We start from the raw sequence: 15980 nt of genomic DNA, 5'->3' as shown, positions 1-15980 counted from the left end.
ATGTCCAAAGGTTACGATTTCATCATCATCGGCGGCGGCTCGGCCGGTTCGGTCCTGGCCGGGCGGTTGTCCGAGGACGCCTCGGCGCGGGTGCTGCTGCTGGAAGCGGGGGGCAGCGACCGCCATCCCTTCTACCACCTGCCCGCCGGCTTCGCCAAGATGACCAAGGGCATCGGCTCCTGGGGCTGGGACACGGTTCCGCAGAAACACATGCAGAACAAGGTGTTCCGTTACACCCAGGCCAAGGTGATCGGCGGCGGCTCGGCGATCAACGCCCAGATCTACACCCGCGGTAACCCCCAGGACTACGACGAATGGCGACAGATGGGCTGTACCGGCTGGGGCTATGACGACGTGCTGCCCTATTTCAAGAAGGCCGAGGACAACGAGACCTACGAGAACGCCTACCATGGCAAGGGCGGGCCGCTGGGGGTCAGCGAACCGCGCGCGCCGCTGCCGATCTGCGAGGCCTATTTCGAAGCCGCCGCCGCGCTTGGCATTCCGCGCAATCCCGACATCAACAGCGAAACGCAGGATGGTGTCTGCTTTTACCAGCTGACCCAGCGCAATGTGCGGCGCTCCTCGGCGGCGATGGCCTATGTCACCCCGAACCGCGGGCGCCCGAACCTGACGGTCAAGCTTGGCGCGCAGGTGCGCAGGCTGCTGGTCGAGCGTGGCTGCGCCACCGGCGTCGAGATGATGGACGGCACGCGGCTGATGGCGGATCGCGAGGTGCTGCTCTGCTCCGGTGCCGTGGGCTCGCCACGCCTCTTGCAGCTCTCGGGCCTCGGACCGGCGGACCATCTGTCGCAGCTCGGCATCGACGTGGTGGCCGACCAGCCCGAGATCGGTGCGAACCTCCAAGACCACCTCGACCTTTACTGCATCAGCGAGCTGTCCGGCCCCTACAGCTATGACCGCTACGCCCGGCCGCATTGGGCGGCGCTGGCCGGGCTGCAATATGTCATGGGCCGCAAGGGGCCGGTGGCCTCGTCGCTGTTCGAGACCGGCGGCTTCTGGTACGCCGATCCCGACGCGCGTTCGCCCGACATCCAGTTCCACCTCGGCCTCGGCACCGGCATCGAACATGGGGTCGCCGCCATGCCGCAGGGCGGGATCACGCTGAATTCCTGCTACCTGCGCCCGCGCTCGCGTGGCACCGTCCGATTGCAGGGCGCCGATCCGGCCAAGGCGCCGCTGATCGATCCGAACTATCTGCAAGACCCGCTGGATCGCGAGATGTCGATCCGCGGGCTGAAGCTGACGCAGGAGATCCTGTCGCAGGCCCCGCTGGCCAAATACATCCTGGCCGAACGCCTGCCCGGCCCGGATGTGAAGACCGATCAGGCGTATTTCGATTTCATCTGCACCCATTCCAAGACCTCGCACCATTGCGCGGGCACCTGTCGGATGGGGGTGGATGACGGCGCGGTGGTGGACACCCGCCTGCGGTTCAACGGCATCGAGCGACTGCGGGTGGTCGACAATTCGATCATGCCGACGGTGATCTCCTCGAACACCAACGCCGCCGCCATCATGATCGGCGAAAAGGCGGCAGAGATGATCAAATCAGACAACGGGATGAAAGCATGATCCGACACGTGGTATTGATCCGGTTCCAGCCGGAGGTGAGCGAGGCGAAGATCGCCGCACTGTTTGCCGAACTGAAAGAGATCGAGGACAAGCTGCCCGCCTGCCTCGGCATCACCGCCGGCAAGAGCGAAAGCCCGGAAAAGATGGAGCGCGGCTACATGCACGGCTTTATCGCCGATTTCACCGACTGGGACGGGTTGCAGGCCTATCAGGACCATTCTGATCATCAGATTGCCGGCGCCAAGCTGACCGAACACGCCCAGGGCGGCAAGGACGGCATTCTCTGTTTCGACCTGGAGGTCGCGGGCGCCTGAGCGGTCACGACTGGCGTTTGCCCTCGGACCGGCCTATGGCAGGTTGATCCGAGGAGAACGGCGGAAGAGCACAGAAATGACCCGCAGACCGACCATCATCGACGTCGCGCGCGAGGCGGGCGTGTCGAAATCGACCGTCAGCCTGGTGTTGCAGAACAGCGCCTCGGTGCGCGACGAGACCCGCAAGCAGGTGCGCGCCGCGATGGCGCGGATCGGCTATGTCTACAACCGATCGGCCGCCAACATGCGGTCTTCGAATGCCGGGCTGGTCGGGCTGGTGATCAATGATCTGCGCAACCCGTTCTTTACCGAATTCGCCACGTCCTTGCAGATGGCACTGGCGGACAAAGGGTATTCCGCCGTCATCGCCAACACCGACGAAGACCCGGGGCTGCAAGCCCAGGTGGTCGGCTCGATGATCGAACATGGTGTTTCGGCGCTGATCCTCTGCCCGGCCTATGGCGAGACGCGGGCGACCTTTGACGCCATCGCGCGCGCCGGAATTCCGGCGATGCAGATGCTGCGCCGGGTCGACGACCGGCTCGATCTCTTCCCCCTCACCGCGCCCGATTACGCCCGGGGCAGCGGCGAGGCGACTCGGCATCTGCTGGCCGGAGGCGCGCGGCAGGTGGCCTTTGTCGGCGGACTCGAGGGGCGGGCGGTGACGGAAGAGCGCCAGGACGGCTATCTGTCGGCGCTGGCCGAGGCCGGCATGACGCCGGTGATGCTGACCGGCCAGTCGACCCGCGAATTCGGCCGCGAGACGGCAAGACGGCTGGCCGAGACACATCCGCAGGTCGATGCCGCCGTCTGTTTCAACGATCTCGTCGCGCTGGGCATGCTGTCAGGCTTTCAGGAAGTGGGTCGCGACGTCGGGCAAGGCTTCCGCCTCGTGGGATTCGACGATATTTCCGAGGCGGCTCAATGCTTTCCCACGCTCACCTCGGTGCGCTGCGACATTGCCCGGATCGGCGCGCAGGCGGCGGAAACGGTGATTGACTGGCTCGACAAAGGCACCCCGCCGCCGGGGGAAACCCGGACGCCGGTGAGCCTGGTGGTACGTCAGTCGAGCGGCGGCGACGGCAGGTCATAGATCGCCCCGGTCAGCCAGGCCGGCCAGTCGCGCTCGAAAAACGCCTTGGCCCCTTCGTCGAACGCCCGATTGGGCCGCGTGGCAAGCGTCATCCTGCCGCCCGCCATCCGCAGGGTGATCTGGCTGGCCTTGTCGTCCTCGCGCTCGGGGCGGAAGCGCACGTCGTCCAGCGGGCCTTGGACCGACATCGGCAAAGCGGTGCCGGCCGGATCGCAGATTGCCCGCGCGCCCCGGCTGCCGCCGCCGGATGAGATGTAGTGATCGAGCGCCGCCAGCACCGCCTCCGAGGCCAGCGCCATCTGCTGCCATTGCAGCGCCCGGCCGGCCTCGCTGCTGCGGCCAAAGGCGATGCCCTGCGCCCGGATGCGCGCGTTCAAGGCGCGGGCGTCCCGCAAGGCGGCGCGCACCTCTTCTGCGGTGCAGAGAATGCCGGCCGTGTCGCTCATCCGCGCCTGCACCTCGCGGCGCACCTCCTGCAACGGCACTCCGGTTACCGGCCGCAACAGCGCGTCGATGGCCGCCACCGCCTCGGCCACGCCCGGGGCCTGGCCCTGCGCCGGCACCGAGGCACGCCCGGCCGCCGCGATATGTTCGGCGACCCGAGTGCCAAAGACCTGCCCGGCATTCAGCGCCGACCCGCCCGGCCGCGTGGCGCCATGGGTGCCCGCGGCCTCGCCCACCGCATAGACCCCGGCGAGATTGCTCCGCCCCCAGGGATCGACCGCGATGCCGCCGTTCATGTGCTGGTTGTTCACCGCGAATTCCAGCGGATCGGCGGCGATATCGACCTTGTAGCGGCGGTAAAGCTCGATCGCGAGCGGGTTCATGTGCCGCAGCCGGTCGATCGGCAGCGCCTGATCGGCCCCCGCATTGCGCAGGTAACCGCGCACGTCGTCATCCAGCCGGTCAAGGTCAAACGGTGCGTCGCCGGGCACCGGCAGAGGGTTGCGATTGAAGTCCATGAACACCCGCCGGCCCTTCTGCGTCTCGCGAAAGATTGCCAGGTCGACAAGGCTGGAGCGGAAATCGAGCATCCGCGCGGCATGGAACGGCCATTGATAGCCCTTGCGAAAGACGTTCGAGGCCAGTTCCTGCGTGCTGCGGTAATAGTCGGCGAGGAAATGGCACTCCTGCCCGGCGTCGTCGAGCGAATAGATATGCGGGATGACCTGCACATAGGTGCCCGACAGGTTCCAGGGAAAACCCTCGCGCCGGGTGCCGATGCCGAACTGGCTCTCGGTGATGTTGACCAGCTCGAGCCCGGCCTCCAGCGCCAGCCCGAGCGAGCCGAAACAGCCGTTGGGAAAGACACTGTCGCGATAGAGCTCGCCCGGTCCCCCCGCCGCCAGCACCAGCGCCTCGCAGCAAAAGAGCGCGAGGCCCAGCGGATTCTGCTCTGACCGGTCCTTCGGGCGGATGGCGAGAAATCCGGTGACCCGATTGCCGTCGCTCAGGATGCGTACGGCGGTGGTCTGGTTGAAAAAGCCGATGCCCAGGCGGAGCGCCTCCTGTGCCAGCACCTTGACCATCAGCCGCGAGGTGCGCGGCCCGCAGCTGGTGGCGCGGCCGACCTCGTCATGGTCGGTCTGATAGCGCAGGGTGCCGCCCAACCCGTCCTGCGGCAGCGGAAGACCGAGAAATTGCAGCGAAGCCATCGCCCGGACCGAGCCCACCGCCTCGATATAGGCGGTGTCCTCGTCCATCGCGCCGCCCGAGCGGATGGCGCGGGCCATCTCCTTGAAATTGTCGCCCTGATCGGCGGTATTGGCGGTGTGCAAGGTCTGCTTGTCCGAGCCGGAACAGGCCGAGGTGCCGCCCCAGGCGCTCTGGCTGACGATGCTCACATCGCCACCGCGCCGCTTGAGTTCCACCGCCGCGCGCAGCCCCGCCGCACCGCTGCCCACCACCGTGGCGCCGGCCCGATGCACCGGAATGACATGCCCGGCCAGCGACAGCTTGTCGTCGAAACCCGGCTCGGGCGCCAGACGCGGCATATCGACGTCGGTCAACGCATTGAGGATGTCTTGCGGGATTGTCTGGGTCATTTCTGTCCGGCCTGACTGATCTATTGGAACGTTCCACTCAGGCGTATTGAATGGCGCCGCTTCTGTCAAGACGCGACCTCGGCGGTGTCTGGCGCTGGACGATGTCGCGGCGCGGCCCTAGGCTGAGGCCATGACAAACAAGGTCGTTTCCGCCGCTGACGCTGCCGCCCTGATCCAGACCGGCGATACCCTCACCACCTCGGGCTTTGTCGGCATCGGCGTGCCCGACGAATTGCTTGCCGCGCTCGAGGCGCGGTTTCTCGAAACCGGCCAGCCGCGCGACCTTGGCCTCGTCTTTGCTGCCGGCCAGGGCGACGGAAAAAGCCGTGGCCTCAACCGGTTGGGCCATGAAGGGCTGCTGCGTCGGGTGGTCGGCGGGCATTGGGGACTGATCCCCAAGGTGGCGGCGCTGGCGGTGGCCGGCAAGATCGAGGGCTGGAACCTGCCGCAGGGCTGTATCAGTCAGCTCTACCGCGATATCGCGGCCGGCAAGCCGGGGATGCTGTCGAAGGTCGGGCTCGAGACCTTTGTCGATCCGCGCAACGGGGGCGGCGCGATCAACGATATCTCAACCGACCCGCAGCTGGACCTGATGCAGATCGGCACTGAGGAGCTGCTGTTTTATCGGGCGCAGCGGCTGTCGGTGGCGCTGTTGCGGGGCACCACCGCCGACGAGGCCGGCAATATCACCATGGAGCGCGAGGCGCTGACCATCGACAACCTGGCGCAGGCGATGGCGGTGAAGAACGCCGGCGGCGTGGTGATCGTTCAGGTCGAACGGGTGGCCCGCGCCCGCACCCTGCCCGCGCGCGAGGTGCAGATCCCCGGCATTCTGGTGGATGCCGTGGTGGTGGCGCAGCCGGAACATCATGTGCAGACCTATGCCACCGGGTTTTCGCAGGGGTTCACCAACCGGATGCGCACCCCGGCCGGAGACATGCCGCCAATGCGGCTTGACGCGCGCAAGGTGATCGCCCGACGCTGCGCCTTCGAATTGCCGGTGAACGGTGTGGTCAATCTGGGCATCGGCATGCCCGAAGGCGTGGCCGCTGTCGCTGCCGAGGAAGGCCTGCTGGAGCATCTGACCCTGACGGCAGAGCCCGGGGTGATCGGCGGCCAGCCGGCCTCGGGCCTCGATTTCGGCGCAGCGGTCAACACCGACGCGGTGATCCCGCAGAATGCGCAGTTCGATTTCTACGACGGCGGCGGGCTCGACATGACCTGCCTCGGGCTGGCGCAGGCCGACCGGCTGGGCAACGTCAACGTCTCGCGCTTCGGGCCTCGGCTGGCCGGCGCCGGCGGCTTCATCAATATCTCGCAGAACGCCCGTGCGGTGGTTTTTGCGGGCACGTTCACTGCCAAGGGGCTCGAGCTGGCGGTGGAGGACGGCGCGGTGCAGATCCGCCGCGAAGGCGCCGCGCGCAAGTTTCTGCGCGACGTGGAGCAGGTCACCTTTTCCGGCGCCCGCGCGGCGCGGCTGGGCCAGCCGGTGCTCTATGTGACCGAACGCTGCGTCTTCGAGCTGACGCCGGAGGGGCTGCGGCTGACCGAGATCGCCCCCGGCGTGGATCTCGACCGGGATATTCTCGGCCAGATGGAGGTGCGGCCGATCGTCGGCGAAGTGGCAATGATGGACGCCCGCATCTTTCGGCCTCGCGAGATGGACCTGCGCACCGATCTGCTGCATCTCGACCTGCCGGATCGCGTGGCGCTGGATGCCGCCTCCGGCCAGCTTTTCCTCAATTTCGAAAAGATGCGCCTGCGGTCGCAGGCCGAGGTGGACCGCGTCGGCCGTCTTGTCGAAGAGCGCTGCGCGCCGCTCGGCCGCAAGGTCGACGTGGTGGTCAACTACGACGGCTTCCGCATCGACGAGGCGCTGGAAAAGCCCTGGGCGCGGATGGTCGCAGATCTGCACGCGCGCTTTTACGCCAAGGTCTCGCGCTATTCCGGCTCGGCCTTCATGCGGATGAAGCTGGGCGAGGTCTTCCCCGAGGCGCGCACCCATATCTACGAGACGGCCGAACAGGCCCGCGCCTATCTTGAAGGCTGAGGTCCCCGCCCCGCTTGCCGGGGTCCGCCCCGCCCGGCGTCAATATTGCATGTAGACCGTGCGTTTCTGCAAAAAGCCCTCGAGGCCATGAATGCCGTCCTCGCCGCCGAGGCCAGAGCGTTTGTGGCCGTTGTGATAGCCCTGCACATAGCCCGAGATCCCCTTGTTGAGAAAGATCGTGCCGGTCTCCATCTCGTGGATGGCGCGCATGTAGCTGCCGGCGTCGCGGGTCCAGAGATAGGCCGAGAGCCCGTCGGGGCGTGCATTGGTGATGCGAAGCGCGTCGTCCAGCCCGCCGATGCGCACCACCGGCATGACGGGGCCGAATATTTCCTCGGAAACGGCCGGCGTGTCGGCCTGGGCGTCGAGCAGGATGGTCGGCTCGTACCAATTGCCGCTGGCGAAATCGCCGCTGCCGCGTTTGCCGCCCAGCGCGACCCGTGCGCCCGCATCGACGGATTGTGCCACCAGAGCCTCGATCCGGCTCAGCGCGCCCTCGGTCGAGACCGGGCCCATGCCCGCATCCTGCATCGGGTCGCCCAGCTTCACCTGCGCGGCGCGGGCCAGCAATTTCTCGGTAAAGGCCTCGGCCACGCTGTCCTCGACCAGCACGCTTTCGTTGCAGATGCAGACCTGTCCGGCATTGGCATATCGCGCTACCACCGCCGCCTCGACCGCCGCATCGAGATCGGCGTCCTTGAGCACGATGAACGGCGCATTGCCGCCCAGTTCCAGCGACAGCGCCGCAAGGTTCTGCGCCGCCGCCGCCGCGATGGCCTGGCCGGCGCGGGTCGATCCGGTGACGCTGACCAGACGGGTCGCGGGATCGGAGACCAGCGCGGCGCCCAGCTCGGCCCCGCCGCCGGTGACCAGCCCGACAACGCCCGCCGGCAGGCCGGCGTCGCGCACCAGCCGGCAGAATTCGCTGCCGGTCACCGGGGTCGCCTCATGCGGTTTGATCACCATGACATTGCCGGTCACCAGCGCCGGCCCGAGCTTGCGGCCGATCAGGGCGAGCGGATAATTGTAGGCGCAGATGCCCAGCGTCGTGCCATAGGGGACGCGGTAGATGAACAACTGTTCATTGGGCAGGTCAGAGGGCAGGATCTCGCCCTGGATGCGCCGCGCGGCCTCGGCGGCATAGGTCATGTAACGAATGGTATCGTCGACCTCGGCCCCGGCCTCGGCCAAGGGCTTGCCCTGCTCCATCACCAGCAGCCGGGCGAAATGGTCGCGTTCGGTGCGCAGGGCCTCGGCGATGCGATAGATGTATTCGGCACGTTTGACCGAAGGCAGCGCCGCCCAGTCGCGGCGGGCGGCCTCGGCGGCGTCGATCGCGCGGCGGGCATCCTCGGGGCCGCATTCGGGTACCTCGGCCCAGACCGCGCCGGTCGCCGGATTGCGCACGGGCCGACGGTCGCCGCCGGCGGCATCGGTGAACTCATTGGCGATGAACGCCTGATAATAGGTGGTCATGTCGGTGTCCTTTTGGATGGGGTGCGGCGCGGGCGGGCGGCTAGTGCCCCTGCCCCGCGCCGGCCATGTCGGCCAGCATCCGGTCCTTGTCGAAACCGGGATAGGCATATTCCGAGACCGTCGCACCCTGGTAGAGGGTGAGCACGCGGTCGGCGAGCATGATGACCTCGTCGATTTCATACGACAGGATCAGGATGCCGACGCCGCGGCCGGCGAGGTCTTCGATAATGCGGTAGATGTCGGCCTTGGCGTGAACGTCGATGCCGCGCGTCGGCTCGAGCAGGATCAGCAGTTTCAGGTCCGGGTCGAGCCAGCGGGAAAAACAGATTTTCTGCTTGTTGCCCCCCGAGAGAAAGCGGATCTCCTGTTCCGGCGAGGAGGTCTTGGTCGAGGTGTCGCGGATCGCCTTGTCGACCAGCGCGTCGATCCGGCGGCCGTCAATCAATCCGGCCTTCACCGATTTCTCCAGATAGGGCAGCGCGATGTTGTCGCGCACGGAGAGTGGCGGCAGGATGCCGTTCTTGTCGCGGTTTTCCGTCACCAGCCCCATGCCGTCGGCCACCGCCTGCGCCGGGCCGCGTCCGGGCTTCAATGGCTGGCCGAAATAGGAGATCTTGCCCGCGTAACTGCCGTCCAGCCCAAAGATCGCCTTGGCCAGTTCCGGGGCGCCGCAGCCGCGCAGCCCGGTCATCACCACAATCTCGCCTTCATGGACATTGAAGGAAATGTCCTCGTAGGCACCGGGATGGGTGAGGTTTTCCACCGTCAGGATGGTCTTGCCGGTGATCTCCTTGTGCGGTTTGACGAAATGGTCGAGCTCGGCGCCGGTCATCGACCGGATGACATGATCCTCGGACGAGGCGGCGGTGCATTCCGACAGCACGATCACCCCGTCGCGCATCACCGTCACCTGTTCGGCAATGCTGAAGATCTCGGGCATGTGGTGCGAGATATAGATGATGGCGATGCCCTCTTCCTTCATCTTGCGGATGAAGTCGAACAGCATCTCCTTGTCCTCTTCCGACAACGCCGAAGTCGGCTCGTCCATCACGATCAGCCAGGCGTCCGACATCAGCGCGCGGATGATCTCGACGATCTGTTTTTCGCCCGAGTTCAGGTCGGCCACCTTGCGGTTGGGGTCGAGCGTCAGCCCAAAGCGATCAAGCTGGGCGCGCACCTGCCGCGCCATTTCACGCTTGTTGACGAAGGGCGTGGCGCCGTGGCGCAGCTCGCGGCCGAGGAAGATGTTGCCCGCCACGGTCAGCTCGTTGATCAGCGACAGCTCCTGGTGGATCATCGCGATGCCACGGTCTCCGGCGTCCGAGGGCGCGGCGATTTCGACCTTTGCGCCGTCGATCTCGATCACGCCTTCGTCTTTCTGATAGACGCCGCCGAGGATCTTCATCAGCGTCGATTTCCCGGCGCCGTTCAACCCCACAAGCGCATGCACCTCGCCCGCCACGCAGGTAAAATTCACGTTGTCGAGGGCGCGGGTGGCGAAAAAGCTCTTGCCGATGCCCTTCATGTCGAGCCGTTTGGTCATTGCGCGTTCCTCCGCTGTACCAGCGTGTCGAGCAGCACCACGCCCAGCAGGATCATCCCCTTGATCAGGCTCTGCAAATAGGGATTGGTGCCGGTCAGTACGAGGCCGTTGATGATGATGCCGTAGAGCAGGACGCCGAGGATTGTGCCGAGCAGCCGCCCGCGACCGCCAAAGAGCGAGGTGCCGCCAAGGATCACCGCGGTGATGGCGTCGAATTCGAGGTAGAGCCCCGCCCAGGGCTGCCCCGAGGAGACGCGGCCGACGGTGATGATGGCCGAGAGGCCCGCCAATGCGCCCGAGAGGACATAGACCCAGACCAAGGTGCGTTCCGGCCGGCGGCCCAGCACGAAGGCGGTGTTGATATTCGACCCGGCGGCATAGACATCGCGGCCGAAAGTGGACTTGTAGAGCAGCACCGAGAGCGCGACGAAAACCAGTGCGACAAAGGGGATGACCACCGGCATGTTGCCCCAGCTCACCCCGCCCAGCCAGAGGAAGGCGGCGTCGGAGACATTGATCGAATCCGCATTATAGATCACCAGCGCCATGCCCCGGGCCAGCGCGTAGGTCGCCAGCGTCACCATGAAGGCCGAAAGCCTCAGCCGCCCGATGAAAACGCCGTTGATCGCGCCGATCGCCATGCCGGCGGCGACGGCGGCGGCAAACCCGATGGGGGCCGAACCGGTGGCGGTCAGCGCCACCACGCCCACCCCGCCGGAAAAGGCGACGTTGGAGCCGACCGAAAGGTCGATGCCGCCGGTCAGCATGATGAAGGTCATGCCCATCGACAGCAGGAACGGCACCGCAATGGAGCGCAGCAGGATGCCGATATTGGCCAGCGAATAGAAATTTTCGTTGGCGATGCCGAAGCCCACCGAGGCGATGACGATCAGCAGGATCAGGAACAGGTAGCGCTGGGTCAGGCTGTCGAGCTTGAAGCCCGGCCGTGACGGCGTCGTGGCGGTGGCTGTGGTCATGGTCTCTCCTCCCCGGAAGGGGACGGCCCCGGCTGGGGGCCGCCCCGGTCGTGTCGTTACTTCACCGAATCCGGGCCGAACTCGAGATAGCCCTTGGCGGCCACGTCGAGCGCCTGATCGACGTAATAGACCTGCACGTCCTCGGGAAAGCCGTTCGCCAGTGCCAGCTTGTGGTTCTCTTCGCTCATCACCAGCGGGGTGAAGAAGTCATAGACCTTGTCCGGCGTCTCGCCCTTGTGGATGCGATAGGCCATCTGCACGAAGTTCCAGCCCTCGCGGGTGCCCGACAGCAGGATATCGGCCTTGACCGGCCCGTCCTGCATCTGTTGCAGGATCGGGATGTCGCCGTCATAGCCAAAGAACTCCAGGTCCTTGCCCGAGTTGGTGGCGATGGCAATCGAGGGGTACATATAGGCGTCGGTCACGCCCGAGATGGCATCGAGGTCCGGATATTGCGTCATCCAGTTCTCGGCAATCGACTGCGCCTTGACGGTGTCCCAGTCGGCGGGCTGTTCGGCCACCACCTCGACATTGTCGCACGAGGCGATGCCCTTCATGATGCCTTCGCGCCGCGCCTCGCCCGACGGGTTGCCCGCCTGCCCCAGCATCACGGCCACCTTGTAGGCCTCGCCGCCCGACAGCGCGCACATCGCCATGCCCTGATTGGTGCCATTGGCCACGTCGCCCAGGGTAAAGCTGTAGTCCGCGCTTTCCATCGGCGAATGCACGGCGATCCAGGTGATGCCCGCCTCCTGCGCCTTCGCCACCAGCGGCTCGAACGCATCGACGTTGATGGCGTTGACGAACATCACATCGGGCTTTTCGTTGATCGTCACTTCGGTCTGCTGGATCATCTTTTCCAGCGAGCCTTCAGCCGAGAGCCAACGGCCGGTGATCTCGATGTCCTCGAAGGCGTCGTCATAGGCTTCGATGGCGTCCTCGAACCCCGAGAGCCAGGCGACGTGATAGGGCGCGACATGGCCATCGTTGATGAACACGATGTCGAGCTTGCCTTCGTCGGCCAGCGCGCCGCCGGCCAGCCCCGTGGCCAGCGCAAGCGTGCTGGCGAATGTCCGTTTGAAAGTCATCTGTAGTCTCCTCCTTGTTGATTGGTCTTTGGTAATTTCGCGGGTCAATGCGCCTCGACCTGCCGCGACTGCCAGAGCAGCCAGTTGGCCCCCAGCGCGGCCAGAATGACCGCCCCCTTGAACACCTGGTGCCAGACGTCCTCGACGTTGAGCAGGTTGAGCGCGTTGTTGATGACGCCGATGAACAGCAGGCCCCAGAAAGCGCCGCCAATGGTGCCGCGCCCGCCCAGGATCAGCGTGCCGCCGATGATGATCGCGGCGATGCCGTCGAGCAGCAGGCCGTTGCCGTCCAGCCCCGGCTGCACGAACCCCATGCGCGAGGACAGGACGATCCCCGCCAGCCCGCTGCACAGTGCCGAGAACATGAACACCCCGATCTTGACCCGGTCGACATCGATGCCGGCGAGGCGGGCGTTTTCCTCGGAATTGCCGATGGCGATCACATAGGCGCCCCAGCGGGTGTGGTTGTAGACCACATAGGCCAGCACGAAGAGCGCCACGAGGAACAGGAACGACCAGTAGAGCCCCATGAACTTGCCGGCGCCAATGAAGCGGAAGAAATCGCCCATCAGGAAAATCTGTTGCCCGCGCGGGATGATCAGGCCCGAAAGCCCCTGCGCGCTGAACAGCATGGCGAGCGTGACGATGAAGGCCGGTAACTTGAGCTTGGCCACCAGCACCCCGTTGAAGAAGCCCAGCGCCAGCGAGCAGACGATCACCGCGACAATCCCGAGGGCGACGCCGCCCGTGAGGCCGAAGAACACGCCCAAAACGATGGCAAAGAGCACCGATCCCATGCCCATCGACAGGTCGATATTGCCCGAGACCACGACAAAATACTGCCCCAGCGCGATCAGCCCGATGGGCACGATCTGGCGCGAGATGGCCGACATGTTGTCGAGGCTCAGAAAGCGCGGGCTGATCAGATAGAACAGCACACAGAGCGCGAGGGTCACGAAGATGATGTTCTTTTCGCGCAGCAGTCGTCCGAAGTTGGGCATATCTGTCATCCTTCTCATAGCCGCCCCAGCACCATCTCGGCGCAGCGGTCGCCCAGCACCATGGCGGGCGCATTGGTGTTGCCGGCAGGAATGTCGGGCACGGCGGACATGTCGCAGACGCGCAGCCCCTCGACGCCCCGCACCCTCATGCGCGCATCGAGCACCGCCATCGGATCGCCATCGGCGCCCATTTTCGCGGTGCCGGCGGGGTGGAAATTGGTCTTGACCACGCGGCGGCAATGGTCGCGCAGCGCGGCGTCGGAATAGTCTGTGGGCGCCACGACCTCGGCAATCCGGTCGGCCAGCGGCGACTGGTTCATGGTCTCGCGGAAATAGCGCAACCCCTTGACCATCTCGTCCATGTCGCGTTCGTCCGACAGGAAGTTGGGGTTCACCAGCGGCATGTCTTCGGGATTGGCCGAGGCCAATTTCACATCGCCCGTCGACCGCGGCTTGAGCAGCACCATCTGGATCGAGACGCCGTAATCCTCGGGGATGGTCCTGGCCTGCGCGTCATTGAGATACATCACCGGGATGCAGTAGGCCTCATGCGTGGGCAGCGCCTCGGGATCGGTTGGGTTGACGAAACAGGCGGCCTCGAGCCCGGTGGTGGTGATGCGGCCCCGGCCGAAGAGTTTGAACTCCATGCCGTTGCGCAGCATGTTCCAGCCGCGATCCTGCTTGAAATAGCCGTAGTTTCCATTCGCGCGCGCGACGATCGAAACGTCGGGGTGATCCTGAAGGTTCCGGCCGATGCCCGGCATGTCCTGCACCACGTCGATGTCATGGTCGCGCAGGTGATCCGCTGGGCCCAGCCCCGAGAGCATCAGCAGCTTCGGCGTGATCAGCGCCCCCGCCGAAAGGATCACCTCCCCCGCGCAGCGCGCGGTGTGCTCGGTGCCGGATTTGTCGCGATAGACCACACCCACCGCGCGGCCATCCTGGATCAACACGCGCTGTACCGTGCTTCGCAGGCGGATCGTCAGCTTCGGGTTGTTCTTGATCGGATCAAGAAAGGCATAGGCCGCCGAAACCCGTTGGCCCCGATCATAGGTGAACTGGAAGAACCCGGCGCCGCGCTGGCTCTTACCGTTGAAATCCGGGTTGAACGGCTCGCCCTGCGCCTGAAGCGCCTGCACGAACCATCGCGCCATATCGTCGATATGCCCCGGGTCCGAGACCGTCAGCGGCCCGTCGCAGCCATGCAGATCGTCGTTGAACTTGCGGTTGCCCTCAAGCCGCTTGAAATGCGGCAGAACCGCGTCCCAGCCCCAGCCGATGGCGTCGTTGTTGCCGCGCAGCCCTTCGTGCCAGGCGTCGTAATCCTGCGGCCGGCCGCGCACATAGGCCTGACCGTTCACGGTAGAGCCCCCGCCCAGCACGTTGCCCTGCGGGATCTCGGTCTGGCGCCCGCCAAGCTGGGACTGCGGGGTGGATTTGTGGGTGCGAAAGAACTTGGAGCCGTTCTTGAGCAGTTTGAACACCCCCGGCGGCATGTCGAGCAGAGGATGGCGATGGTGATACCCGCCTTCGAGCAGCAGCACCTTGGCGCCCCCCTCGACCAGCCGTGCGGTGGCCACGCTGCCCGCCGATCCCCCGCCGATCACGATATGATCGAAAGTCTCCATCATCCCCCTCCCCAGGAAAGTCGCCCTCCCCTCATTTTTGGTATTACCAAAATATGAGAAACTTGTGCCAAACGCTTGACATTCTGTCAATAGCCGTAGGTTTCGATATTTTTTGTAAGACTAAATTGATCTGCCTGTCAGGCCCGCTCCCAGCAACAATATCTTGCCGAAGGCCTTGCCGGCCGCCATATGCGCCAGCGCGGCCCCGGTCTGATCCAGCGGGTATTCCGCGGCCGTCAGTGCCTCGAAATTCACCGCGCCGGATTCGATCAGCTGCACCGCTTCCTCGAATTCGCGGTTGAACTGAAAGGAGCCGCAAAGCTCGATTTCCTTGAGCATCACCAGATGCAGCATCACCCGGGCCTCACGCAGCTGGATATTCGACAGGATCGATACCCGGCCCTTCTGGCGCACTGCCTTGAGCGCGGTATTGAAGGCCGGGATCGCGCCCGAGGCCTCGACCACCACGTCAAAGCGTTTCTCGATGTCGGCGTCCGCGATCCGGCCGGCCAAATGCCCCTCGCCGGCGCCGGCCTTGCGCGCGACCTCGACCGCACCGGGCCGCAGATCGAGCGCCGTGACTTGCGCGCCCCGTGCCGCCGCGCCGGCAATCGCCAGGAGCCCCATCGGCCCGCAACCCGTCACCAGCACCTTGTCCCCCGCGGCCACGCCGCCCTTGTTCAGCGCGTGCAGCGCACAGGCCAGCGGCTCGGCAAAGGTCAGGTGGCGCGGGTTCACATCTTCGGCCACCGGGCGGCAGCAGCGCGCCGGGTGGTCGATCACATCGCGGAAAAAGCCGTCCAGATGCGGAACGGTGGTGGCCGAACCGGGGAATTTCTTGGCGGTGCAGAGGTTTTCCTCGCCCCGCTTGCAGGGATCGCAGCTCTGGCAATTCATGATCGGGTTGAGCGCAACGAGCTGGCCCCTGCGCAGCCTCGATCCGTTCGGATCCTCCACCCAGGCACAGGCTTCGTGGCCCAGAGTCACCGGATTGTGCAGCTCGAACCCGGCATTGGCGAAATGCGCGTAGTAATGCAGATCGGTGCCACAGAGGCTGGCAACCGCTAGGCGCAGGCGGACATGGCCGTTTGCGATCTCTTCGGGCGGCGATTGGGGGCCGGTGGCAACACTTTCGGCGGCGGTCAGGCGGGTCTGGACAAAGCTCATGACGG

General features: G+C 65.6%; 12 protein-coding genes. 4 read left to right on the top strand and 8 right to left on the bottom strand.

Annotation, left to right across the window (positions count from 1 at the left end; genetic code table 11):
• From BMW90_RS01630 to BMW90_RS01620, 3 genes are all read left to right on the top strand, one after another.
• Positions 1 to 1593: a GMC family oxidoreductase gene (locus BMW90_RS01630; RefSeq protein ID WP_074834512.1), complete on the top strand. Its 1593-nt coding sequence runs from the start codon at positions 1 to 3 to the stop codon at positions 1591 to 1593.
• Positions 1590 to 1907, top strand: coding sequence for a Dabb family protein (locus BMW90_RS01625; RefSeq protein WP_074834510.1), 318 nt, complete (start codon positions 1590 to 1592; stop codon positions 1905 to 1907). The genes BMW90_RS01630 and BMW90_RS01625 overlap by 4 nt, the downstream gene beginning before the upstream one ends.
• Before the next feature lie 76 nt (positions 1908 to 1983).
• The gene (locus tag BMW90_RS01620) at positions 1984 to 3000 is read left to right on the top strand and encodes a LacI family DNA-binding transcriptional regulator (protein ID WP_074834508.1); all 1017 of its coding nucleotides are present in this window, start codon (positions 1984 to 1986) and stop codon (positions 2998 to 3000) included.
• Here the strand turns inward: BMW90_RS01620 and BMW90_RS01615 are convergent.
• Positions 2970 to 5045, bottom strand: a complete 2076-nt coding sequence (locus BMW90_RS01615) for an FAD-dependent oxidoreductase (protein WP_074834506.1) — start codon at positions 5043 to 5045, stop codon at positions 2970 to 2972. The genes BMW90_RS01620 and BMW90_RS01615 overlap by 31 nt on opposite strands.
• Before the next feature lie 130 nt (positions 5046 to 5175).
• On the opposite strand from BMW90_RS01615, the gene BMW90_RS01610 reads away from it, so the two are divergent.
• The gene (locus BMW90_RS01610) at positions 5176 to 7095 is read left to right on the top strand and encodes an acyl CoA:acetate/3-ketoacid CoA transferase (RefSeq protein ID WP_074834504.1); all 1920 of its coding nucleotides are present in this window, start codon (positions 5176 to 5178) and stop codon (positions 7093 to 7095) included.
• Between the two features lie 39 nt (positions 7096 to 7134).
• Here the strand turns inward: BMW90_RS01610 and BMW90_RS01605 are convergent, their stop codons facing one another.
• From BMW90_RS01605 to BMW90_RS01575, 7 genes are all read right to left on the bottom strand, one after another.
• A complete protein-coding gene (locus BMW90_RS01605) occupies positions 7135 to 8571 on the bottom strand; it encodes an aldehyde dehydrogenase family protein (RefSeq protein WP_074834502.1) in 1437 nt (478 codons plus the stop codon).
• A gap of 40 nt (positions 8572 to 8611) precedes the next feature.
• The gene (locus BMW90_RS01600) at positions 8612 to 10114 is read right to left on the bottom strand and encodes a sugar ABC transporter ATP-binding protein (protein WP_074834500.1); all 1503 of its coding nucleotides are present in this window, start codon (positions 10112 to 10114) and stop codon (positions 8612 to 8614) included.
• Complete coding sequence (locus BMW90_RS01595; RefSeq protein WP_074834498.1) at positions 10111 to 11091, bottom strand: ABC transporter permease; 981 nt, start codon at positions 11089 to 11091, stop codon at positions 10111 to 10113. Before BMW90_RS01595 ends, BMW90_RS01600 begins: the two co-directional genes overlap by 4 nt.
• Positions 11092 to 11147: 56 nt before the next feature.
• Positions 11148 to 12179, bottom strand: a complete 1032-nt coding sequence (locus tag BMW90_RS01590; RefSeq protein ID WP_074834497.1) for a sugar ABC transporter substrate-binding protein — start codon at positions 12177 to 12179, stop codon at positions 11148 to 11150.
• Positions 12180 to 12223: 44 nt separating this feature from the next.
• On the bottom strand, positions 12224 to 13180 hold the full coding sequence (locus BMW90_RS01585) for an ABC transporter permease (RefSeq protein ID WP_170850496.1): 957 nt from the start codon (positions 13178 to 13180) through the stop codon (positions 12224 to 12226).
• 14 nt (positions 13181 to 13194) lie between these two features.
• The gene (locus BMW90_RS01580) at positions 13195 to 14808 is read right to left on the bottom strand and encodes a GMC family oxidoreductase (RefSeq protein WP_211568826.1); all 1614 of its coding nucleotides are present in this window, start codon (positions 14806 to 14808) and stop codon (positions 13195 to 13197) included.
• A gap of 120 nt (positions 14809 to 14928) precedes the next feature.
• Positions 14929 to 15975 (bottom strand): zinc-binding dehydrogenase, encoded by a 1047-nt coding sequence (locus BMW90_RS01575; protein ID WP_074834494.1) that lies wholly within the window; start codon positions 15973 to 15975, stop codon positions 14929 to 14931.
• Between the last annotated feature and the right edge of the window lie 5 nt (positions 15976 to 15980).

Origin of the sequence: Marinovum algicola, assembly GCF_900109145.1 — a bacterium.
Classification (GTDB): Bacteria; Pseudomonadota; Alphaproteobacteria; order Rhodobacterales; family Rhodobacteraceae; genus Marinovum; species Marinovum algicola.
The sequence above is the reverse complement of the archived record's forward strand: the minus strand, read 5'-3'. Positions and strand labels throughout refer to the sequence as shown.

Bases quoted from the DNA above. Each gene is read 5' to 3' on its own strand.
- BMW90_RS01630 (WP_074834512.1), top strand. From the start codon at position 1: ATGTCCAAAGGTTACGATTTCATCATCATCGGCGGCGGCTCGGCCGGT.
- BMW90_RS01625 (WP_074834510.1), top strand. From the start codon at position 1,590: ATGATCCGACACGTGGTATTGATCCGGTTCCAGCCGGAGGTGAGCGAG.
- BMW90_RS01620 (WP_074834508.1), top strand. From the start codon at position 1,984: ATGACCCGCAGACCGACCATCATCGACGTCGCGCGCGAGGCGGGCGTG.
- BMW90_RS01615 (WP_074834506.1), bottom strand. From the start codon at position 5,045: ATGACCCAGACAATCCCGCAAGACATCCTCAATGCGTTGACCGACGTC.
- BMW90_RS01610 (WP_074834504.1), top strand. From the start codon at position 5,176: ATGACAAACAAGGTCGTTTCCGCCGCTGACGCTGCCGCCCTGATCCAG.
- BMW90_RS01605 (WP_074834502.1), bottom strand. From the start codon at position 8,571: ATGACCACCTATTATCAGGCGTTCATCGCCAATGAGTTCACCGATGCC.
- BMW90_RS01600 (WP_074834500.1), bottom strand. From the start codon at position 10,114: ATGACCAAACGGCTCGACATGAAGGGCATCGGCAAGAGCTTTTTCGCC.
- BMW90_RS01595 (WP_074834498.1), bottom strand. From the start codon at position 11,091: ATGACCACAGCCACCGCCACGACGCCGTCACGGCCGGGCTTCAAGCTC.
- BMW90_RS01590 (WP_074834497.1), bottom strand. From the start codon at position 12,179: ATGACTTTCAAACGGACATTCGCCAGCACGCTTGCGCTGGCCACGGGG.
- BMW90_RS01585 (WP_170850496.1), bottom strand. From the start codon at position 13,180: ATGCCCAACTTCGGACGACTGCTGCGCGAAAAGAACATCATCTTCGTG.
- BMW90_RS01580 (WP_211568826.1), bottom strand. From the start codon at position 14,808: ATGGAGACTTTCGATCATATCGTGATCGGCGGGGGATCGGCGGGCAGC.
- BMW90_RS01575 (WP_074834494.1), bottom strand. From the start codon at position 15,975: ATGAGCTTTGTCCAGACCCGCCTGACCGCCGCCGAAAGTGTTGCCACC.